Here is a 21920-nt window from a genome sequence, read left to right on the forward strand (position 1 = left end):
GCTGCTCCTAATAGGATGAGAGCATGTCCGACGGCTCATCTTTTTACATCACCACGCCCATTTTCTACGTGAATGATGTCCCCCACATCGGGCACGCCTATACCGAGGTGGCTGCCGACGTGCTCGCACGCTGGCACCGGCAGTCCGGCGAGGATGCCTGGCTGCTCACCGGAACGGACGAGCACGGGCAGAAGATCCTGCGCACCGCGACCGCCAACGGCGTCACGCCGAAGGAGTGGGCCGACCGTCTGGTCGAAACCGCCTGGAAGCCGCTGCTGAAGACGGTCGACATCCGAAACGACGACTTCATCCGCACCACCGATGTGCGCCACGAAGTGAACGCGCAGAAGTTCCTGCAGCACCTCTACGACTCCGGCCACATCTACACCGGCGAGTACGAGGGCTTCTACTGCGTCGGCTGCGAGGAGTACAAGCAGCCGAGCGACCTCATCGATGGGGTCGGCGAGTACGCCGGGCAGCAGGTCTGCGCCATCCACTCCATCCCCTGCGAGCTGTTGCACGAGAAGAACTACTTCTTTCGGATGAGCACGTTCGCCGACCATCTCCTCGCCCTGTACGAGGAGAACCCGAACTTCGTACAGCCCGCGTCGGCGCGCAACGAGGTAATATCCTTTGTCAAGCAGGGCCTCAGCGACCTGTCGATCTCCCGCTCCAGTTTCGACTGGGGCATCAAGGTGCCCTGGGACGACAGCCACGTCGTCTACGTCTGGTTCGACGCCCTGCTCAACTACATCACCGCCGCCGGCTACGGCCACGACGACGAGAAGTTCAGCCGCCTCTGGCCGGCGACGCACGTCGTGGGCAAAGATATTTTGCGTTTCCACGCCGTCATCTGGCCTGCAATGCTCCTCGCCGCGGGCATCGAGGTGCCTCGGCAGGTCTTCGGGCACGGCTGGTTGCTCGTGGGCGGCGAGAAGATGAGCAAGTCCAAGCTCACCGGCATCGCCCCAAACCAGATCACGGATACGTTCGGCTCCGACGCCTTCCGCTATTACTTCATGCGCGCGATCAGCTTCGGCCAGGACGGCTCCTTCTCCTGGGAAGACCTGTCCGCCCGGTACCAGTCCGAGCTGGCCAACGGCTTCGGCAACCTCGCCTCCCGCGTGATCGCCATGGTCGTGCGCTATTGCGACGGCGAGATCCCCGTCGCCGGCGACTTCAGCGAGGCCGACGAGCTCATTCGCGGCACCGAGAAGCGGGTGACGGATGCCGCCACACTGGCCATCGGACACCTCGCCATCCACGACGCCATCGCCGCGATGTGGGAACTGGTCGACGAGCTCAACGGCTACATCACCGCCCAGGAGCCGTGGTCGCTCGCGAAGGACCCGGCCGACCGGGACCGACTCGAAGCCGTGCTGGTCACCGCCGTGCGCGGACTGGGCACGCTCGCCGTGCTGCTCTCGCCGGTCGTACCGCAGGCCACGGCGAAGCTCTGGACCGCCCTCGGCGGCATCGGCCTGGTCACCGACCAGCGCATCGACCGGGCCTGGGAGTGGACTGGCGGCCCGCGGGTCTCCCCGCTCGAGGCGCTTTTCCCGCGCATCGAGGCCACGGTTGGCTGACGAGCCCGGGCCCGAAGCCGGCCCCGTGCGCCAGCGCGAAAAAGGTGCCGGCCGGGACCTGAGCTACCCGCCGCTGCCCGACCCGCTCGTCGTGCCGGTCTACGACAACCACACCCACTTGGAGATCGCCGACGGTGAGCAGTCGCTCAGCGTGGCCGAGCAGCTCGACCGCGCGTCCAGCGTCGGCGTGCGCGGCGTCATCCAGGTCGGCGGCGACCTGGAGACCTCGCGCTGGTCGGCCGCGATGGCCGCCCGGGAGCCGCGCATGCTCGCGGCCGTCGCCATCCACCCCAACGAGGCCCCGGTCTACGAGGCCGCCGGCACCCTCGACGACGCCCTGGCTGAGATCGCCGAGCTGGCGACGCGCCCGCGCGTGGTCGCCATCGGGGAGACCGGACTGGACTTTTTCCGCACCGGCCCCGAAGGACACGCCAGCCAGCTCCGCTCCTTCGAGGCGCACATCGACATCGCCAAGCAGAACGGCCTCGCGCTGCAGATCCACGACCGCGACGCCCACGCCGCGGTGATCGAGACCCTGCTGCGGGTCGGCGCGCCCGATCGCACCGTCTTCCACTGCTTCTCCGGCGACGTCGAGATGGCCCGCATCCTCGCCGACAACGGCTGGTACCTCTCGTTCGCGGGAACCGTGACCTTCAAGAACGCCCAGAATCTGCGGGAGGCCCTGGCCGCGGTGCCGCGCCGGCTGCTGCTGGTCGAGACGGATGCCCCGTTCCTCACCCCCGCACCCTTCCGCGGCCGCCCGAACGCGCCGTACCTGCTGCCGCACACCCTGCGCGTCATGGCCGACCACCTAGAAACGGAGGCCACCATTCTCGCCACCCAGATTTCGTCCAACACCGAACTCGTCTACGGGCGGTGGGACGCCGAACCGGTGACGGTCACCGAGCCAGAGCCCGACACGAGCTGGGTCGGAGGCCTCGCATGACCCCGCCCCGCCACGGCTACGCTCCCGGAGACGAACCCGAGGCCGGCACCCGACCCGTCAGCGACGAAGTCACCGGCGGCCGGCATGCCGCGCCGGCCGCCGTGCCGGAGCCGGCATCCGCTCTCGAAACGGATGCCGAGCCCGCGGATCCCGCTGCAGCACCCGCTGCTGCTCCAGCCGCCGCTCCCGGCGCACGGTCCCTCCTCGGCCCCGCCGAGATCCGCGACCTGGCCGAGATGCTGGGCGTCAACCCCACCAAGAAGCTCGGCCAGAACTTCGTCATCGACGGCAACACCGTGCGCCGCATCGTCAGGGTCGCAACCGTCTCACCCGGCGACACTGTGCTGGAGGTGGGCCCCGGGCTGGGATCCCTCACGCTGGGGCTGCTCGAGACCGGCGCGACCGTCGTGGCCGTGGAGATCGATGACCGGCTCGCCGAGCAGCTGCCGCTGACGGTCGAGCTGATGCATCCCGGAGCGCCGCTCACCGTCATCCGCAACGACGCGCTCAAGATCATGGAACTGCCCGGCGACCCGAGCCGCCTCGTGGCGAACCTGCCGTATAACGTGTCGGTGCCGGTGCTGCTCTACCTGCTGGAGCACTTTGCCTCCATCCGGGCCGGAGTGGTCATGGTGCAGGCCGAAGTGGGAGAGCGCCTCGCGGCGCCATCCGGTAGCAAGGTCTACGGCAGCCCGAGCGTCAAGGCCGCCTGGTACGGGGCATTCCGCACCGCCGGCAAGGTCAGCCGCCAGGTGTTCTGGCCGGTTCCCGGCGTCGATTCGATCCTGATCGCCTTCGAACGACGCGCCCGGCCGCTCGAATCCGAGGAATTGCGCCGCGCCACCTTCGCCCTCGTCGATGCCGCGTTCCAGCAGCGCCGCAAAATGCTGCGCCAGTCGTTGTCCTCCGTTCTCGGTGACCCATCGAGTGCCACCGAGATCATGACGCACGCCGGAATCGACCCTACCGAGCGCGGCGAGCAGCTCACGGTCGAGGACTTCCTGGCGATCGCCCGCGCCCAGCTCGCCGCACACTGACGCGTGCCGCCGCGGGGCAGTCGCGAGTGTGCGGCTGGGCTAGGTTAGTCACATGACCAACCCGGCCCCTTCCCCCGTGGTGCATGCGCGGGCGCCCGGCAAGATCAACGTTTGCCTCAAGGTCGGTGCGGTCCTCGAAGACGGGTACCACGAGGTGGCCACCGCCTACCAGGCCGTGTCACTGTTCGAAGACGTGCGCGCTTGGCCGGCCGACGACTTCTCGGTCGTGTTCACCGGCACCATAGATGCCTCGGGTCTCGCCGTCGACGGCAGCAACCTCGCCATCAAGGCCGCGCGCGCCCTGGCCCGCAAGGCCGGCTATCGCGGGGGAGTGCGCCTCTCGATCGAGAAGAACGTGCCCATCGCCGGCGGCATGGGTGGTGGGTCGGCGGATGCCGCGGCCACCCTCCTCGCTTGCGACACCCTGTGGGGAACCGACGCCACCCGCGACGACCTCATCGAGATCGCCGCGACCCTCGGCGCTGACGTCCCGTTCGCCTTCACCGGCGGCACCGCCATCGGCACCGGGCGCGGCGACCAGCTCAGCCCAGCCCTGGCCAAGGGGCAGTTCCACTGGGTGCTCGCCCTCGCCGACTTCGGCCTCTCGACCCCCGGCGTCTACAACGAGCTCGACCGCCACCGCGAACGCCACGCCCAGGACATCTTCCCAGCCCAGATCCAGCCCTCCGTCGACACCAACGTGCTGCAGGCGCTTCGGGCCGGCGACCCGCGGATGCTGGCCGAGGCGCTGCACAACGACCTGCAGGCCCCCGCGCTGCACCTAGCCCCCGGCCTGGGCAAGGTGCTCGAGTTGGGCGAGGCGAACGGCGCCCTGGCCGGCCTGCTCTCCGGCTCCGGCCCGACCGTGGCCTTCCTGGTCGCTGATGCCGACAGCGCCCTCGAACTGCAGGTCGCGCTGAGCGCGTCCCGGCTGCGCGTGGTGCGCGCCACCGGGCCGGTGCACGGGGCCCGGATCATCCACGACTAGCCCCCCGTTTTGCCGCAACTGTGGCCCGGTCGGACATCTGTTGCCGGTGTGCCGGCAACAGATGTCCGATTCGGCAACAGTCAGGCCACCGGGTGCGAAACCGGGGCGCGCGGGCCTCTCAGCCGCGCCAGCTAAACTCGAAAGCTATGGCACATTTGCTCGGGGCCGAGTCCCTGCACCTTGAATTTCCCACCCGCGTTATTTTTGACAGCGTCACCGCCGGTCTCAACGAAGGCGACCGGATCGGCGTCGTCGGCCGCAACGGCGACGGCAAGTCCACCCTGATGCGCCTGCTCGCCGGCCGGATGGAACCCGACGCGGGCCGCGTCACGCGCCGGCGCGGCGTCACCATCGGCATGCTCGACCAGTCCGACGACCTCGCTTCGGGCCAGACCGTGGGCCACACCATCGTCGGCGGCATCGACGAGCACGTCTGGGCGGGCGACGCCAAGGTGCGCGACGTGATTGCGGGACTCGTGCGGGACATCCCCTGGGACGCCCTTGTCGACGACCTCTCCGGTGGCCAGCGTCGCCGGGTGGCTCTGGCCTCTGTGCTGATCGGTGACCACGACGTCATCTTCCTCGACGAGCCCACCAACCACCTCGACGTGGAGGGCATCTCCTGGCTCGCCGGTCACCTGAAGACCCGCTGGGCCACGAACTCCGGCGGCCTGGTGGTCGTCACCCACGACCGGTGGTTCCTCGACGAGGTCTGCAACATGACCTGGGAGGTGCACGACCGCCTGATCGAACCGTTCGAGGGTGGCTACGCCGCCTACATCCTGCAGCGCGTCGAACGCGACCGGATGAGCGCGGCCTCCGAATCCAAGCGCCAGAACCTGATGAAGAAGGAACTGGCCTGGCTTCGGCGCGGAGCCCCCGCCCGCACCGCGAAGCCCAAGTTCCGCATCGACGCCGCGAACGAGCTGATCGAGAACGAGCCGCCGCCCCGCGACACCGTGTCGATGCAGTCGATGGCCATGCAGCGCCTGGGCAAGGATGTCGTCGACCTGATCGACATCGGCGTGAAGTTCGGCGAGAAGACCGTGCTGAACGACATCACCTGGCGCATCGCACCGGGCGAGCGCACCGGCATCATGGGCGTCAACGGCGCCGGCAAAAGCACGCTCCTGAACCTGGTGGCCGGCACACTTCTGCCCACCACGGGCACCGTCAAGCGCGGCAAGACCATCAAGGTCGCCGTGCTCACCCAGCAGCTGTTCGAACTCGACGACATCCAGAACGACCGCGTCAGCGAGGTCATCGGCCGTCAGAAGACGTCGTACATGGCCGGCGGCAAGGAAATCACGCCCGGCCAGATGCTCGAGCGCATGGGTTTCATGAGCGCCCAGCTGACCACCCAGGTCAAGGATCTCTCCGGTGGCCAGAAGCGCCGCCTGCAGCTGCTGCTGATCGTGCTCGACGAGCCCAATGTGCTGATCCTCGACGAGCCCACCAACGACCTGGACACCGACATGCTCGCGGCCATGGAAGACCTGCTCGACTCCTTTCCCGGCACCCTCCTCGTGGTCTCGCACGACCGGTACCTGATCGAGCGCGTCACCGACAACCAGTACGCGGTCACCGAGGGCGGCTTCCGCCACCTTCCCGGCGGTGTGGACCAGTACCTCGAGATGCGCAAGAAGCAGACGAGCGGCATTGACAAGCCCGCCGAGGCGAACGCGGCGAACACCTCCGGCGGGAAGGCGTCGCGCAAGCTCGCCATCGGTGGCGCCGACCTCCGCAACGCGCAGAAGGAACTCGCCTCCATCGATCGCAAGGTCGCCAAGCAGAACGCGCGGATCGCGGCCCTGCACGAGAGCCTCGCCGTGCACGACCAGTCCGACTTCGACGGCCTCGGCGTGCTCAGCACCGAATTGCAGACGCTCGAGTCCGCCATCGCCGGCTTCGAAACCCGCTGGATCGAACTCTCTGAGTTGATCGAGGGCTGAAGTCGCAGATGCTGTGACCGCGTGTGACGTTGGCGCGCACGCGGCGCAGCATCTCCCGTTAGCCTTGGAACGTGCCTCGCGACGCAGCGGCACAGACTCCCACCCCTCTTTGTCCCGTGGTCCCTCTGTGCCCGAAATCGCGCCGGCACCCACCGCCGTCCAGACGGCACCGAAGCCAACAAGGGGAACCCCATCGTGAACAAGAAACTGCTCGCCGCTCTCGCGGTCGTACCGCTCGTCGCCCTGCTCGCCGGTTGCTCCGGTGCGGCCGCCGACGAGACCGTGAAGATCGGCGTCGTCGGCGCCAGCGACCCATACTGGGCCGTCTACGAGGAAGCCGCGGCGGATGCCGGCATCACCGTCGACATCGTCGACTTCACCGAGTTCGGGCAGCCGAACCCGGCCCTGTCTGCCGGCGAGCTCGACCTGAACCAGTTCCAGCACATCGTCTACCTCGCCGAGTACAACGTGGCGAGCAAAGAAGACCTCGCGCCGGTCGGCGCCACCGCGATCTACCCGCTCGCCCTGTACTCGACCCAGTATGACGACGTCAGCAAAATCAAGAAGGGCGACACCGTCGCTGTGCCGAACGATGCCAGCAACCTGGCTCGCGCGTTGCTCGTACTGCAGTCGGCGAAGCTGATTACGCTCTCCGACGGTGGCAGCATCTACTCGACCCTCGACGATATCGATAAGAAAAAGTCCAAGGTCACCGTGACTGCGCTCGAGGCCTCGCTCACCGCCACGTCGCTTCCCGACGTCGCCGCCGCGATCATCAACAACGACTTCGTCGAGAAGGCCGGTTTGAAGGTTGAGGATGCCCTCGCCCAGGATGACCCCGCCGACCCCAACGCGCTCCCGTACGTGAACGTTTTCGCGGCCCGCGCAAAGGACAAGGACAACGCCACCTACCAGAAGCTGGTCGAAATCTACCAGACCACGAAGGCCGTTCAGGATGGCGTGATCGACGTGTCCGCCGGTTCCGCGGTGATGGTCAAGACCCCGGTCGCCGACCTCGAGGCCTCCCTCGCCACGGTCGAGAAGGACACCATAGCCCAGAGGTAGCGCCGCCCGACCTCAGCCCAGCACAGCCGCACAGTCCGGCGCCACGCCAGTCAGTAAGGACGTCCCATGCCTGCCCCCACCCCCGTTGTCGAACTGCGTGACGTGAGCAAGGTGTACCTGCCCACGACACGGGGCGGGGCCGAGGTCGTCGCCATCGACAAGGTCAGCCTCACGATCGACGCCGGGGACGTCTACGGCATCATCGGTTATTCGGGGGCAGGCAAGAGCACCCTGGTGCGGCTTGTGAACGCTCTCGAACGGTCGACGTCGGGCGAGATCCTGATCAACGGCACCGACATCGCCCGCCTGCCCGAGCGGGAGCTGCGCCCGGTGCGGCTGGGCATCGGGATGATCTTCCAGCAGTTCAACCTTCTGGGGTCACGCTCCGTCGCGGCGAACGTCGCCTACCCGCTCGAGGTGGCCGGACAATCGAAGGAGACGCGCCGGGCCCGGGTCGCCGAGATGCTCGACTTCGTCGGGCTCGGCGACAAGGCGGGCGCCTATCCCGACCAGCTCTCCGGCGGTCAGAAGCAGCGCGTGGGCATCGCACGGGCCTTAGCCAGCCAGCCGGGCATCCTGCTCGCCGACGAGGCCACCAGCGCCCTCGACCCGGAGACCACCTCCGAGGTTCTGGACCTGCTCGGGCGGGTGAATAAGGAATTCGGGGTCACCATTATCGTGATCACGCACGAGATGGATGTCATCCAGACCCTGGCGACGAAGGTCGCCGTGATGGACCAGGGCCGGGTGATCGAGCGCGGCGACGTGTTCGACGTGTTCTCGAACCCGCAGCAGGCGGCCTCCGCCCGGTTCGTCTCGACTGTCGTCAAGGGTCTCCCTTCTTCGTCGGAACTCGCCGTGCTGCGGCGGCGTCACCCGGGCCGCCTCGTCACGCTGGCGTTCCGCGACAGCAGCGTCGATCAGGCCCGCGTGTTCGGCGAGTTCGTCTCCGCCGGCGTCACCTTCGAGGTCGTCTACGGCGGCATCAACGAGATCCAGGGCCGGTCGTTCGGACACCTGACGCTGGCACTGGCCACGCCGGGGGCGACGGATGCCGCGGCCGATGCCGCCATCGACGCCGCGCTCGACCGGGTGCGAACCCTCACGACCGTGACCGAGGTGCGCTGAGATGGACAGCCTGATCGACCTGTTGCCCGAACTCTGGATCGCCGCGGGGGAGACCCTCTACATCGTCGGCCTCACGCTCTTCTTCGGCGGGATCGGCGGCCTGCTCGTGGGCCTCGGCCTGTATCTGACCCGCGCCGGCAGCATCCTCGAGAACCGTGGGGTCTTCGTGGTGTTGAACCTGTTGGTGAACATCGTGCGGCCGATCCCGTTCATCATCTTCCTGGCCGCCGCCCAGCCGCTGGCCCGGACCGTGGTGGGAACCGGCATCGGCAACGCGGCGATTATCTTCACGATCTCGCTCGCGGCATCCTTCGCCATGGGGCGCATCGTGGAGCAGAACCTCCTCACGGTGACGCCCGGTGTGATCGAGGCGGCCCGCAGCGTGGGGGCCGGGCCGATCCGGATCATCTTCACGGTGCTGCTGCCCGAGGCGCTCGGCCCGCTCATCCTCGGCTACACCTTCATCTTCGTGGCGCTCGTGGACATGTCGGCGGTAGCCGGCTACGTCGGCGGCGGCGGCCTCGGAAACTTCGCGCTGCTCTACGGTTACCGCCAGTTCAATCCCGTGGTGACCTGGGCGGCCGTGCTGCTGATCATTGTGCTTGTGCAGCTGGTGCAGTTCCTCGGAAACTGGCTGGCCCGGAAGGCATTCCGCCGGTAAGACGACCCCCGAGTGCGGGACATCTTTCGCGCGTTCTTTCAGCGCCGGACATCCCTCGTTCACCTCCGGTTCAGGTGATGCTCCCGGACCGGACATTCGTGGGCTGGACAGTACACGCGGGGTCGGCCTATTCGAGCCGCTTACACGTCACAGTGGCCCCTTCGCTGCATCATCCTTGCCCAGGGAGTCATCTTGTCGCCGAGCCCGAGCATCGTCTTCTCGGCGTTTGAATCCGCCGCCGACCCCCGATTGCATGGATGGGTGGCTTTCCGTGAGAGCGTGCAGAATGTCGGCACTCCCGTTAGGGCGGTCGCCGTGCGTGACGGGCACCGCGCCGGTCCCTTGCTCACGGGAGCGCCGCGGCACTCCGGTATCTGGCGACTGCTCGCCTCGAACCGGCGCGAGCTCGGCCGTAGCTCCTCCGTCTACGCAACGTTCTCCAGCGCGCGAGCCCACGTCCTCGAACTCAAGGGCCAGTGCGATTCGATGGTCGCCACGGTTGTCACGGGTCCCAAGGCCGGCACACACGGGTGGGTGATCAGCGTCGGTGATGTAGTCGTGATGACTGCAGGGCGCTGGTATGGCGCGGCGTCGACCAGCCGCGAGGCCTCGGCTGGAACCATTGAGGCTTTCCACAGCGCGCTCGTCGGTGCGGACGCCCGTCATGCCACGGAGGCCGGGCAGCGCGGCAACCGGGTACTCTCCGACGAGGAACGGGCCCTGTCCTGGTGACCGTGCGCAAGCACCGCGGAACCCCCATGATCGCCACGGTTGCCGGCCTCTCCGTGGTCGGCTGGCTGGTCTTCGGCTGGCTGGTACCCGGTTTCCAGGCACCCGAGGGCGTGCGGGCGAGTCTCGCACCGGCCGCGTCGGCGGTCATCACCACCGTGCCGCCAGAGGTTGCCCGATCGCTGCCCGCGGCCGAACCAGCGCCCGCCACGCTTGCCCTGCCGACGGTTACGCCTCCGATTGATGGCAATGCGGCGCTCGCCGACCCTGCCTGGGCCACCCGCGTCGCCCAAGCGGCCGGCATCCCAGTGCGCGCCCTGCTCGGCTGTGCAGGGGCGTCCCTGGCCCTGGCGGCCGAACAACCGGGCTGCCACCTCGGTTGGAGTACCCTGGCCGCCCTCGGCAACGTCGAATCCGGTCACGGCAGCCACGACGGTTCGGCACTCGGAGCGGATGGCGCCGCCCGCCCGGGCATCTTCGGCCCCGCACTCGATGGCAGCGCTTTCGCCGCGATGAGCGACACCGATCGCGGAGTCTGGGACGGCAGCACCGAATGGGACCGCGCGGTCGGGCCCCTGCAATTCATTCCGGCAACCTGGCAGCGATGGGGCGCCGACGGCAACGGGGACGGCGTCGACGACCCGCAACAAATCGACGATGCCGCCCTCGCCGCCGGCCGCTACCTCTGCCACTACGGCGAGCTGTCCCGGCCCGATCGCTGGCGCGCCGCCGTGTTCGCGTACAACCACGTCGAATCCTATGTGAACACCGTTGCCGCGACCGCGAATACCTACGCCGCGGTGGCGGGCGCGCGGTGACGCCGTATATAAACGTAGCGAGCTAAACCGCTCGGTGGCGCACGCCACTTCGCGCTCACCGCGCGGCCGCCGTTCTCCCGTGACTCGGCTGCCGCCGTGATGCGCGCCCACGTGCGGGCGCCCTCTTCGGGGCCCCCGGTCCTGCACCGGGTGCAATCCCGCGCGCTCAACTCTCCACTACGCGTCCACCTCTAGCTGGACAAATCGACGCTCAGTGTTAACCAAGCGCCCCAAACATGTGTCTCGGACGTGCTACCTCCGCGTTCGTTCCGCTCCCCACACCCGAATGTGCAAGGACACCCATGTCGTTTTCGACCCTCTTCGACGCGCCTGCGATCGAGCCGCCAACGGTCGACCCGGCGAACCCGGACTCGTCCCCGCGCCGCTTACTGACAGCGCGTCCCTCGGTCTCGGACTCGGTGTTCCGTTCGGTGGCCTTCTTCGCCGGCTGCATCACCGTGGCGATCATGCTCGCCGTGGGCGTGTTCCTGGCGTTGCGTGCCTCGGAGGCCCTCGGCGTCGCCGGGTTCAGCTTTCTGGTCGAGCAGGACTGGTCGCCGGAGTCGCAGAAATTCGGCATCGCATCCGTCTTGTTCGGCACCATCACGATCGCGGTGATCGCGATGTGCGTCGCCGTGCCGCTCGCCCTCGGCACGGCCCTGCTCATCTCCGAGGTCGCCCAGGGCCGGATGCGCTCCACGCTCGTCACGCTCGTCGACCTGATGGCCGCCGTGCCGAGCGTGGTCTTCGGCCTCTGGGGCGTCTTCTTCCTGCAGACCAACGTGATCCCGGTCGCCACCTGGATCTCCAGCTACTTCGGCTGGATCCCGCTGTTCCGGGTGGCGGACGCCAGTGGGCAAGCGCTCACCGAGGCCAGCGCGTTCACCTCCTCGGCGTTCATCGCCGGCATTGTCGTCGGCCTCATGGTGGTCCCGACCCAGACGTCGGTCATGCGCGAGGCCTTCTCCCAGGCGCCGATCGGCGAGCGCGAGGCCGCCTTCGCGCTCGGGTCGACGCGCTGGGGCATGATCCGTGCGGTCGTGCTGCCCTTCGGTCGTGGCGGCATCATCGGCGGCACCATGCTCGGCCTCGGCCGTGCTCTCGGTGAGACCATCGCCGTCTACATGATCATTTCGCCGATCTTCACGATCAACTGGGAGGTGCTGAAGACCGGCACCAACTCCGTCTCCGCGCTCATCGCCCTCCGCTACGGCGAATCCAGCTCATTCGGCCTCTCCGCGCTGATGGCAGCCGGACTCGTACTGTTCCTGATCACCCTCGTGATCAACTTCACGGCCTCGTCGATCGTGGCACGGTCTCGATCCGGGGCGGAGAGCGACTGATGACGATCACGCACGCACCCAACATCAGGCACGCCGCGACCAGCACCTGCACGACGAACGACACCCACACCACGACGATCCCGGCCTACGACGGCACCCCGATCGGACCGCGACGCCGGGTGCGCGGCGCCCGGCTCGACGACCGGTTCAACGTTCTCGGTGCCGCCGCAGCCGGAATCGCCGTCGCGGTGCTCCTCTTCGGCTGGATCACTCCGCTTTCCGGCGGCGTGGGCTGGGCGCTCGTGGCGTATCTGGCGTTCCTTGGCTTCTACGCCCTGCTCGTAAGCTTCACGAGCGACGCGCAGGAGGTCAAGGACCGCGTGATGGCGGTGCTGCTATCAAGCGCCGGTGTGGTGCTCTTCGGCGCCCTGGTCTTCGTCGTGGCGTTCACTCTGATACGCGGGCGGGAAGCCCTGCCTCATCTGAACTTCTTCACCCAGAGCATGGAATTGGCCGGACCCCTCGACGGCCTCGACCTGGGCGGTATCGTGCACGCGATCCTGGGCACGCTCATGCAGATTTCGATGGCGCTGGCGGTCACGATTCCGCTCGGCATCACGACCGCCCTGTTCCTGAACGAGGTCGGTGGCCGATTCGCGAGGTTCGTGCGCACCATTTCGGATGCGATGACCGCGCTGCCGTCCATCGTGGCCGGCCTGTTCGTCTACTCGGCGATCATCGTGCTGATCACGCACCAGCGGTCGGGCTTCGCCGCGGCCATGGCGATCACCGTCATGATGCTCCCGATCGTCATCCGGGCCTCGGATATCGTGCTTCGCCTGGTCGCCGGAAACCTGCGGGAGGCCGCCTATGCCCTCGGTTCCACCCGCTGGGCCACCATCTGGTATGTCGTGCTGCCGACCGCCCGGCCCGGACTGGCAACGGCCGTGATCCTGGGCACAGCCCGCGGCATCGGCGAGACCAGCCCAGTGTTGCTCACCTCGGGTGTCACCGCGGTGACCAACCTGAACCCCTTCGCCGGCCCGATGATCTCCCTCCCGCTGCAGGTCTTCGACTTCGTCAAGTCTCCTGAGCCCACCATGATCGCCCGAGGTTTCGGCACGGCCGCCGTCCTGATCCTCCTGGTGCTCACCCTCTTCGCCATTGCTCGACTCATTGGCGGCACCGGTCCCGGCCAGTTGTCCCGTCGGCGGCAACTGCGCGTCGACGCCGCATCGGAGCGGGACCTGCAACGGATGAGCGTACGGGGTGACCTCGGTCCGGGGATCACCGGAACCAATTCAATGCTCCGGCCGACCAGTTCACCTACCGACCTCACCACGAAGGAGACGTCCTCGTGACGCCGCAAACCCGACAGATTCGCACAGTCCGAGCCTTATTCGCGCTCGTCGTTGTGCTGCTGAGCGTTTTCACGGCGCCAGCTGCCCAGGCAGTGAGTTACGACCAAATCACCGGTACCGGCTCGACCTGGTCGCAGAACGCCCTGGACCAGTGGCGCAAGAATGTTGCCAATAACTACGCGATGACGGTGAACTACTCCGGAGTCGGCTCATCGGCCGGGCGCCGTGACTTCGTCGCGGGCAACGTGGACTTCGCCGTCAGCGAGATCCCGTTCCAGACCGCCCCGGAGGACGGTTCGGCCCCCGAGGTGCCTGCCCGCGGTTACGCCTACATGCCCATCGTGGCTGGTGGCACGTCCTTCATGTACAACCTGAAAATCGGCGGCAAGCGAGTCACAAACCTTCGGCTCAGCGGAGAGGTCATCACCAAGATCTTCACCGGCGCCATCACGAAGTGGAACGACCCTGCCATCGCGACCGACAACCCCGGGCTGGCCATGCCCGACAAGGGTATCGTGCCCGTCGTTCGCTCGGACGGCTCCGGCTCCACGGCGCAATTCACACTCTGGATGTCCAAGCAGCACCCGGCCCTCTGGAATTCCTTCTGCACGAAGGTCGGCCGGTCGGCCCCCTGCGGCCTCACCTCGCAGTTCCCCACCTACGGCAACGCCAAGGCGCAAAGCGGATCCTCAGGCGTCGCCGGCTACGTGAGCCAGGACTACGGCGAGGGTGCGATCACCTACGTGGAGTACTCCTACGCCAAGAACTCCGGTTTCCCCGTCGCCAAGGTGCTCAACGCCGCGGGTTACTACACGGAACCCACGGCCAATTCCGTGGCCGTCGCACTGCTGAAGGCATCCATCAACACCACACCCGGGCCTACCTACCTCACCCAGATCCTGGACGGCGTGTACAACAACGCGGACCCCCGCACCTACCCACTCGCGAGCTACTCCTACATGATCGTGCCGACCGAAGTCGGCGGCGTCTTCACCGCCAAAAAGGGCCTGACCCTCGGTACCTTCGCACATTACATGCTCTGCGAGGGGCAGCAGCAGGCCGAAGCCCTGGGCTACTCGCCTCTGCCGATGAACCTTGTGCTGGCCGGCTTCGACCAGATCAAGCGAGTGCCAGGCGCCGATGCCAGCGGCGTCGACATCAACAAATGCAACAACCCGACATTCAAACCAGGTGACTCCCCGTCAAGCAACCTGCTGGCCACCACGGCTCTCCAGCCGGCCGCCTGCGACAAGATGGGGGCAAACCAGTGCACCACCGGCACGGCCGGGGCGCTGGCAGACACGGCCGTGTCCGGTAGCGGATCGGGTGGTGGCGCGGCCGGCTCAGCCGCCGCGACAACTGCCGGGGGAACGGCTTCGCCGGCAGGGTCCGGGGGAACAGGTGCGGTGGCGCAAGGCGGAACGGATGCGGCATCAGGCGCGGTGGCCTCGCCCGTGTACGACGAGAACGGCGCCCTTGTGTCCACGGTCGGCGCCACGGCAACCGGCGTGGTCGGCACGGCCATCGCCGCACCGTTCACGTTGGCGGAAGGCGGGTGGGGCGCCCAGCAATCGATCATGCTCGTCGCCGGGCTTCTCCTGCTGGCCGCCGCCGTGCTGCCGCCGGTGCTCGCCAACCGGTTCAAACCGCGTGTCGCGAAGGCAGGAACCAAGTGAAGCGCGTCACGTTCGCCCCGAAGAACGCGCTCTTGGCCCGCGCCGGCGCCAGCGGAATCGTCGTCGGTTTGGTGGTCGGCGTGGGTGTCGCCGCGCTCGGCTCCCTGGTTCCCTCTGCAGCATCCGCTGACACGTCGACCGCGGTCACGGTCGCGTCGAGGGGCTACGACCCGGACGTCGCCACCGCCCCCTTCCCCGACCTCAAGGTCACCGTGTCCCAGACCGAGGACCTTGTTTCCCAGGGGATCGTCGTCAACTGGAGCGGAGGCACGAAGTCCGAGCGGCCCGATGGCAGCTCGGGAGGTCAGGACTTCCTCCAGATCGCGCAGTGCTGGGGAGACGACCCGACGGATTCCAGCCGCCCGGATCGCACGACCTGCCAGTACGGCGGCTTCCCCGGCAAGGCCGCGTCCACCCGCGACACCGCGGTCAGCCAGGACCAGGTGGCCCCGCAGGACGCGCAGTACACATCTCCCGCCAACGGGTTCACCATTCCGGCGTTCACCGCGATTCCCTACCGCGCATCCACGGGCGGTTCGATCTCGTCGGTGTTCGCCGACTCGGCCAACGTTCTCACGCATTATGTCGTGGATCCCCTGACGGGCCTCGTGCAGAAGGCCACCGGTTCGCCGTCCGACACTGGGGTCACATTGCCCGACGGCATCTCCGGCGTTGACCTGGCCACCAACGAGTATTACACCCAGTACACGACGAATGAGGTGCCCTGGGCCGGATCGAGCGACAGTGGCGACGGCTCCGTCAAATTCGAGGTGCAGACCGCGATGCAGTCCCCGGGACTGGGCTGTGGCACACCCGTGACCGCCGCGGACGGCTCTGTCTCCGGAAAATCCTGCTGGCTCGTGGTCATCCCGCGCGGAAAAAGCGACGCGGGGGAGTCCTACATCACCAAGTCCGGCTTGCTGTGGGGCTCCTGGAAGCACAGCGTGGCCGTCAAGCTGGATTTCAAGCCCATTGGCCAGCGCTGCGCTATCGGCTCGACCGAGAAGCAGCTTTCCGGAAGCGAACTGGTCGCCGCGGCGATCGGGTCATGGCAACCCAAAGTGTGCACCGGTGCGACGGGTTCCTCTTTCGCGCTCAGCATCGGCAACGAGGAGGACGCGCTTGCCGCGGCGAGCCTTACGACACCCAGCCCGCTGGCTCTCACCTCACGTCCCCTGCAAACCGACAGGGTCGATCCCGTCGCATACGCACCGATCGCCCTCAGCGGCGTCGCGGTTTCGTTCTCCATCGACCGCCGGGTGAAACCGGCGGGCGCAGTTCCCCAGGAATACAAGGCCAGGAATACCGAGGCGTTCACGTCACTGAACCTCACGCCTCGCCTGGTCGCCAAGCTCCTCACTAATTCGTATCTCGACTCACTGCCTTCCGGGGCGCCGGCCACGTCGGACTCCCTCAAGTTCTTCGGCTACACCGACTCCGCGAACCCTGGCGCGAACGCGCGCAACCTCACGGTCGACCCCGATTTTCTGGCGGTCAACGACGATGAATGGAAGTACCAGGACCTGACCGGGCCGTCCCTGGGAGACATGCTCCTTCCCTCCGGGAGATCCGACGAGGCCCAGCAACTGTGGCGTTACGTCCTTTCCGACCCCGCCGCCGTCGAATTCCTGAACGGAACGCCCGACACGTGGGGAATGAAAGTCAACCCCTGGTCGTCCACCAATGCCGCTGTCAACCCGTCCGGGACGGCCATGACGATTCCCCGCACGAATTTTCCGAAGGCTGATCCACTGGAGCGGCCCGCGGCCGCTGCCGGCACCGGAACAACGGCGGTGAACCTGGTCACCTGGCGCCCCTACACCAGCGACTTCGAGAGCGGCGCGTATCTCACCCTGCGCGGCGACGGGCAGGAGCTCGGCGACTGGAACCCCACCAGCGTCCCGCCGAAGTTCGGCAAGAGCGTGCGCAGCCTGGTGGGCAACCAGCGCGTGCTTGGCGTCACCACCGCGGCCGCGGCCGCTCGCTACCAAACGGTGACGGCGTCATTGCAGAACTCAGCGGGCTCGTTCGTGGCGCCATCGCCGGAGTCCATGCTCGCGGCCTCCGCCGCCATGGTGCCGACCGGCACAAACCCCAAGGTGCTCGAATACGACCCGGCGAACCCAAGCGCCAAGGCTGCCGCCACAGCGTACCCAATGACGATGCCGGTCTATGCCGCGTTGAATCCGCTGCAAACGGATGCCGCCCAGAGGGCCATCTACGCCAACCTGATCCGGTACGCGGTGGTGGCAGGCCAGGTACCTGGGACGGAGATCGGGCAGCTGCCGCGCGGCTACACCCCGCTCCCGAAGAGCTGGGTGGACCAGGCGCTCGCCGCCGCGACCGCAATCGAACAGGGCGGCAGCCCGGTCGTCGCAATGGCCATGCCCGAGACTGCCCCTGCGGTCGACAGGCCGGCCTATGTGCCGACCCCGTCAACCTACGGTCCGGCAGAGTTCCAGGCTCAAGCCGCGCCGGTGGTGGCCGACGCCGCGGTCGACCCGGCCGCGACGGGCACCGTCGTCGACCCCTTGGTGGCGAGACCGACGCCCGCGGACCCGGTCATGGGACCGGTACGCGCGGCGGTGCCGGCCGGGCTGCTCTCCGGCCTGCTCGCCGCCTGCGGCGTCCCCTTTATTTCGCGCGTTCGGAGACGATCCTGATGCGCGCCCAACGTGACGCTTCGCGCGGGTTCCCCGCTTCGGACCGTAGCGCTGAGACAAGAGGGACCCATCCGGATCCGTCTCCTGCATCACCCACGAAAGGCACCCCAGTGAACACCAAGAAGGCTCTTGCGCTCTGCGCAACTGTCGGCGTGGCCATCTCCGGCCTTGTCATCGTCAGCCCGGCTAACGCCGAGCCCGTCTCGAACAGCTACTCCATCGTCGGCTCCGACACCCTCGAGGACGTCGTCAGCGCCCTGGCCAACGGTTCGGGCCTTTCGGGCGCGTCGGTTCGTTCGACAGCCAACGGAAACAGCATCGGCTCGTTCGACGCGACCGGCACCCCGTTCATCACGACGAAGTCCTCCGGTGTGCGTTTCGGTCGCCCGAATGGCTCAAGCGACGGGCGCACGGCCCTTCTCCGTTCCATTGACGGCGCCCCGTACACGTCCGGAACCGTCGGCGCGCCCGCGGGCGTCGTCATCACGGGGCAGATCGACATCGCCCGTTCGTCCGGATCAGGCACGGTCGACCCGGCAGGTAGCCTGATTCAGGTGCCTTTCGGTCGCGACGCGATCGCTTACGCGTATGACAGCGCTTCGACGGCAGCCGGCATCGGTACCATCGACACCGCGACCATGACGAGTCTTTACACCTGCAGCGTCACCACCCTCGGCGGAGTGAAGGTCACACCGGTCATCCCGCAGGCCGGTTCCGGAACGCGCAAGGACTTCATGTCCAAAATCGGCGTCACGGATTCGACCCTGGGTTCGTGTGTCACCGTGGGTCAGGAGCACGACGCCTCTGACCTGGGTATCAACACTGTCGCGCCTATGTCGGTGTCCCGCTGGGTCGCCATGAACACTGGTGCGAGCTTCCCCAAGAAGAAGAACACCACGGTCCTGGGCTCCCTGGTCGCAGGCACCACCCCCGTGACAGGCACCGGCACCTCGATGGCCCCGGTGGCCGCCTACTACGCCGACTCTCGTTGGGGACGCGACACGTACCTCGTTGTTCAGTACGCACGAGTTGACCCGACGAATGCCGCATATGACTCGACTCTGGCCGACCTGCTCGATCCGACAAAAAGCGCCAGCCTGACGAACTCCCAGACGACTTTTGCCGCCAAAGCCGGTTCGTTGAAGAAAAAATTCGGCATTCTCGCACCCTCGACCACCACCGCCGTTCGAATCTCCAAGTGACCTCCGCCCAAGAACAGGACTGTAAATAAATGAAGATCAACAAGAAGTCGCGTCTCGTCGCCGCCGGCGTCGTTTCGCTCGCTCTGGTCGCCGGAGCCACGGCCGCGGCGACTGCCGCGACAGCCGCAACGCAGACGAATGGTTCTGCCGCTCCCGTCTACATGTACGACACGGATGCCGTCCAGAAGTCGGATGGCTACGTCTGGGGCTGGAAGGAGGACCTCTTCGGCTCCTCCACTCAGGGCGACATCAACGGCGAGTTCACCTGCCCGGCGAACTCAACGAATATCTTCGCCTTCCTGGCCACCCCCGGGACCGAAAACACCGTCCTCACCTGGAAGGCGTACGCGCCCCTCGCGTTCAACGGAGCGACACGCAACGTGCTCAACCCGACCCTCGCGCCGATCTCGCTCATCAATAACTCCCAGACTGCGGCCAGGAACGCCGGCGGCAACTACAGCCTGGGCCTCGCGTGCACGATGAACTCTGGTGTCACAGTGACCGCCGCCTTCTACCGTACGATCAGCGTCGTTCCGGTCACCGGCGCCTTCACGTTCCTGCCGCAGGCCGATGTGCCGGTGACGCCGACGCCGACGCCGACTCCGACTCCGACGCCGACCGCGACTTCGACGCCGACGCCGACCGCGACGCCGACGCCGACTGTGACGCCGACGCCGACCGCGACGCCGGCTGCGGTTCCTGCTGTGACGCCGGGCCTCAACTCCGGCTCGTCGGGCAACCCGGCGTCTGGCTCGTCAGAGCGCGTTGCCGCAGCGACGAAGGCCGACAAGGAGCTCGCGTCGACCGGAACCGCCAACACCCTTCCGCTGCTGGCTTCGGGCATGCTCGCCCTCGCGGCCGGGGCCGGCGTGATTATCGCGCGTCGCTTCCGCCGCGCTGACAAGTAGGCAGCACACCGTACGTCCGAAGGCCACGGGACGAGTTGTCCCGTGGCCTTCGGGCGTTCGTCGGCGTCTATGCGTCTGTTGAGTCGATGCATTGGTGCTCGCGGGCGAGATCGCGTTTCCCCGTCGTTTGCTCTGCGTCCAGCATGCCGAAACCTGGAATGGACTAACTTGATTGTGCTCACATCCACTGCCCCGCCCCGCCTGACGGCCGTGACCCTCATCGCAATGTCCTTGATTTGCGGGCTTGCCGGGCTCACCGCGACCCCCGCGAGCGCCGAGGCTGCCACGAATGGGCCTAGCGGTATGAGCGGGGAGCCGACGAACATCCACGATTTCTTCTATGTCAGCGGGCTCACCGTGCTACCCGCTCCGCAGATCGGGCCGGAGGGCGGGGACCTGACCCTGGAGTTCACGATGAAGAACGTCAGCACCGCCCCGATCACCTCGAGCCTCCGGTTCTGGCTCGACAATGCGATCAACCTGCCCGTCCAGACGCTCGACACGGTCGAGGTTGCCAACCTCGCACCGGGGGAGACATGCACCATGAGGGCAACCTTTGAAGATGTCGGCCAGTGGACCTTCTTCCGAGGCCACGTGACGATGACTCCGCCCGTGGACATCGCCGGCACGGCTCTCTGGTCGCTGACCCGCGACTCGTTCACGCTCATCCTGCCGTGGTTCCTCACGGCGATGCTCGTGCTCCTGGCAGCGCTCGTCCTGGCGGTGCGCCAGTTGCTTCGGCTCCGCCGGTCGCGACGCCCACTGCCCGACCTCGCACTCGGCTACGGGCCGGTCACATCGTGACGGTTGCCACAACGCTCCGGCGACCGAAGCTGCCAACGCCGCCGCGGCGCATGCCCGTGCCCCCGCGCGCATTCGTGGTGCTGAGCGCACGCGAGCAGGCCATCCGCACCACGCTCACGATCGTTGCCGTGCTCATCTTCGGCTTTCTCGCCAACCTCACGATTTTCGGCCAAGTGCAGCACTTCGTCTCGCAGCAGCAGCTGACGAACTCGCTGCGAGCAGAGCTCGCTCAGGGCACGGCCCCGGTCAGCGAGGGCACCGTGGACCAGGTTCTGCTCGAGGCCGGAGCCCCAGTGGCGCTGATCGACATTCCCTCGATCGGGGTGCACGAGGTGGTCGTCGAAGGAACCGACTCCGGTACCCTGCGTGCCGGACCGGGCCACCGCCGCGATACCGTGTTGCCGGGCCAGGCCGGCTACAGCGTCATCATGGGCCGCGCCGCTGCCTACGGCGGCCCTTTCGCCCGACTGCAGGAGTTACGACCGGGGCAGCAGTTCACCGTCATCACCGGGCAGGGCCGTCAGGAATTCTCCGTTCTCGGCGTTCGGTACGCGGGTGACCCCATGCCGGCTCCCCTCGGCGCGGGGAAGAGCCGCCTGATCCTCGTGACGGCTCGCGGCCCCGCGTTTGTGCCGAGCGGGATCGCCCGGGTGGATGCTGAGCTCGTTTCGGAAACGAAACCGGCGGGCGTCCGAGCGACCACATTCGTGACCCTGCCTGCCGTCGACCGGGAGCTCGCCACTGACACCAGAACGGTGTGGGCGCTTGTGTTCGCCTTGCAGTTCCTGCTGCTGGTCGAGCTTGCCGCCGTGTGGGCCTATCGACGCGTCGGCCTCCGCAAAACCTGGACGGTTTTCCTCCCCGTCGTCACCGTGGGCGGCCTGTTCGTGGCCGACCAGGTGGTGCGCCTGCTTCCGAACCTGCTGTAGAAACGATGGAGTCCATGAACGACGAAATGATCAACGCTGACGCGACGCAGGTGCTGCCGCTACAGAAGGCGCCACGGCAGCGAGAGAGCAGGCTGCGCCCGCCGGCTCGATCCGCCGTGCCGACCCTGACGAGTCGCCTGTCCGTGCCGTGGCGCAAACGCCCGGCCGGCCAGGACCTGTCCCC

General features: G+C 67.3%; 18 protein-coding genes. All 18 read left to right on the forward strand.

Features of this window, described 5'->3' with window-relative positions; translation table 11 throughout:
- Positions 1-23: 23 nt before the first annotated feature.
- The 18 genes from metG (at position 24) to E3N94_RS11695 (ending at position 21736) form a co-directional block, all read left to right on the forward strand.
- Entirely contained in the window at positions 24-1586 is a 1563-nt protein-coding gene (gene metG / locus E3N94_RS11610) for a methionine--tRNA ligase (RefSeq protein WP_134570284.1), read from the forward strand.
- Positions 1579-2532, forward strand: coding sequence for a TatD family hydrolase (locus E3N94_RS11615; RefSeq protein ID WP_233191385.1), 954 nt, complete (start codon positions 1579-1581; stop codon positions 2530-2532). Before metG ends, E3N94_RS11615 begins: the two co-directional genes overlap by 8 nt.
- Positions 2533-2768: 236 nt before the next feature.
- Positions 2769-3569 (forward strand): 16S rRNA (adenine(1518)-N(6)/adenine(1519)-N(6))-dimethyltransferase RsmA, encoded by an 801-nt coding sequence (rsmA, locus tag E3N94_RS11620; protein ID WP_233191393.1) that lies wholly within the window; start codon positions 2769-2771, stop codon positions 3567-3569.
- Between the two features lie 52 nt (positions 3570-3621).
- Positions 3622-4557, forward strand: coding sequence for a 4-(cytidine 5'-diphospho)-2-C-methyl-D-erythritol kinase (locus E3N94_RS11625; RefSeq protein ID WP_104100807.1), 936 nt, complete (start codon positions 3622-3624; stop codon positions 4555-4557).
- Between the two features lie 146 nt (positions 4558-4703).
- Positions 4704-6509 carry an ABC-F family ATP-binding cassette domain-containing protein gene (locus E3N94_RS11630; protein ID WP_134374558.1) on the forward strand — a complete coding sequence of 602 codons (1806 nt, stop codon included), beginning with the start codon at positions 4704-4706 and terminating at the stop codon, positions 6507-6509.
- A gap of 195 nt (positions 6510-6704) precedes the next feature.
- A complete protein-coding gene (locus tag E3N94_RS11635; RefSeq protein WP_134343499.1) occupies positions 6705-7574 on the forward strand; it encodes a MetQ/NlpA family ABC transporter substrate-binding protein in 870 nt (289 codons plus the stop codon).
- 66 nt (positions 7575-7640) lie between these two features.
- Positions 7641-8702, forward strand: coding sequence for a methionine ABC transporter ATP-binding protein (locus tag E3N94_RS11640; RefSeq protein WP_104100810.1), 1062 nt, complete (start codon positions 7641-7643; stop codon positions 8700-8702).
- Position 8703: 1 nt separating this feature from the next.
- Positions 8704-9363, forward strand: coding sequence for an ABC transporter permease subunit (locus E3N94_RS11645; RefSeq protein WP_104100811.1), 660 nt, complete (start codon positions 8704-8706; stop codon positions 9361-9363).
- A gap of 261 nt (positions 9364-9624) precedes the next feature.
- Positions 9625-10095 (forward strand): hypothetical protein, encoded by a 471-nt coding sequence (locus E3N94_RS11650; RefSeq protein ID WP_134343497.1) that lies wholly within the window; start codon positions 9625-9627, stop codon positions 10093-10095.
- Positions 10092-10910, forward strand: a complete 819-nt coding sequence (locus tag E3N94_RS11655; RefSeq protein WP_241987119.1) for a lytic murein transglycosylase — start codon at positions 10092-10094, stop codon at positions 10908-10910. The genes E3N94_RS11650 and E3N94_RS11655 overlap by 4 nt, the downstream gene beginning before the upstream one ends.
- Positions 10911-11212: 302 nt before the next feature.
- Entirely contained in the window at positions 11213-12253 is a 1041-nt protein-coding gene (gene pstC, locus E3N94_RS11660) for a phosphate ABC transporter permease subunit PstC (protein ID WP_134415466.1), read from the forward strand.
- Positions 12253-13554: a phosphate ABC transporter permease PstA gene (pstA, locus tag E3N94_RS11665; protein ID WP_134570285.1), complete on the forward strand. Its 1302-nt coding sequence runs from the start codon at positions 12253-12255 to the stop codon at positions 13552-13554. Before pstC ends, pstA begins: the two co-directional genes overlap by 1 nt.
- Positions 13551-15230: a phosphate ABC transporter substrate-binding protein PstS gene (pstS, locus tag E3N94_RS11670; protein WP_166790107.1), complete on the forward strand. Its 1680-nt coding sequence runs from the start codon at positions 13551-13553 to the stop codon at positions 15228-15230. Before pstA ends, pstS begins: the two co-directional genes overlap by 4 nt.
- The gene (locus E3N94_RS11675; RefSeq protein WP_134401719.1) at positions 15227-17893 is read left to right on the forward strand and encodes a hypothetical protein; all 2667 of its coding nucleotides are present in this window, start codon (positions 15227-15229) and stop codon (positions 17891-17893) included. Before pstS ends, E3N94_RS11675 begins: the two co-directional genes overlap by 4 nt.
- 110 nt (positions 17894-18003) lie before the next feature.
- Positions 18004-19095 carry a hypothetical protein gene (locus E3N94_RS11680; RefSeq protein ID WP_134570286.1) on the forward strand — a complete coding sequence of 364 codons (1092 nt, stop codon included), beginning with the start codon at positions 18004-18006 and terminating at the stop codon, positions 19093-19095.
- A 29-nt stretch (positions 19096-19124) separates the two neighbouring features.
- Positions 19125-20003, forward strand: a complete 879-nt coding sequence (locus E3N94_RS11685) for an LPXTG cell wall anchor domain-containing protein (RefSeq protein WP_134570287.1) — start codon at positions 19125-19127, stop codon at positions 20001-20003.
- Between the two features lie 210 nt (positions 20004-20213).
- Positions 20214-20807, forward strand: a complete 594-nt coding sequence (locus E3N94_RS11690; RefSeq protein WP_134570288.1) for a hypothetical protein — start codon at positions 20214-20216, stop codon at positions 20805-20807.
- A gap of 56 nt (positions 20808-20863) precedes the next feature.
- The gene (locus E3N94_RS11695) at positions 20864-21736 is read left to right on the forward strand and encodes a sortase (RefSeq protein ID WP_241973039.1); all 873 of its coding nucleotides are present in this window, start codon (positions 20864-20866) and stop codon (positions 21734-21736) included.
- The last annotated feature ends 184 nt before the right edge of the window (positions 21737-21920 follow it).

It is taken from the genome of Cryobacterium sp. Sr3 (assembly GCF_004402835.1).
GTDB lineage: Bacteria > Actinomycetota > Actinomycetes > Actinomycetales > Microbacteriaceae > Cryobacterium > Cryobacterium sandaracinum.

Coding starts and splice junctions, on each gene's coding strand:
- pstA (WP_134570285.1), top strand. CDS start 12,253: ATGACGATCACGCACGCACCCAACATCAGGCACGCCGCGACCAGCACC.
- E3N94_RS11645 (WP_104100811.1), top strand. CDS start 8,704: ATGGACAGCCTGATCGACCTGTTGCCCGAACTCTGGATCGCCGCGGGG.
- E3N94_RS11640 (WP_104100810.1), top strand. CDS start 7,641: ATGCCTGCCCCCACCCCCGTTGTCGAACTGCGTGACGTGAGCAAGGTG.
- E3N94_RS11625 (WP_104100807.1), top strand. CDS start 3,622: ATGACCAACCCGGCCCCTTCCCCCGTGGTGCATGCGCGGGCGCCCGGC.
- metG (WP_134570284.1), top strand. CDS start 24: ATGTCCGACGGCTCATCTTTTTACATCACCACGCCCATTTTCTACGTG.
- pstC (WP_134415466.1), top strand. CDS start 11,213: ATGTCGTTTTCGACCCTCTTCGACGCGCCTGCGATCGAGCCGCCAACG.
- rsmA (WP_233191393.1), top strand. CDS start 2,769: ATGCTGGGCGTCAACCCCACCAAGAAGCTCGGCCAGAACTTCGTCATC.
- E3N94_RS11685 (WP_134570287.1), top strand. CDS start 19,125: ATGAAGATCAACAAGAAGTCGCGTCTCGTCGCCGCCGGCGTCGTTTCG.
- E3N94_RS11630 (WP_134374558.1), top strand. CDS start 4,704: ATGGCACATTTGCTCGGGGCCGAGTCCCTGCACCTTGAATTTCCCACC.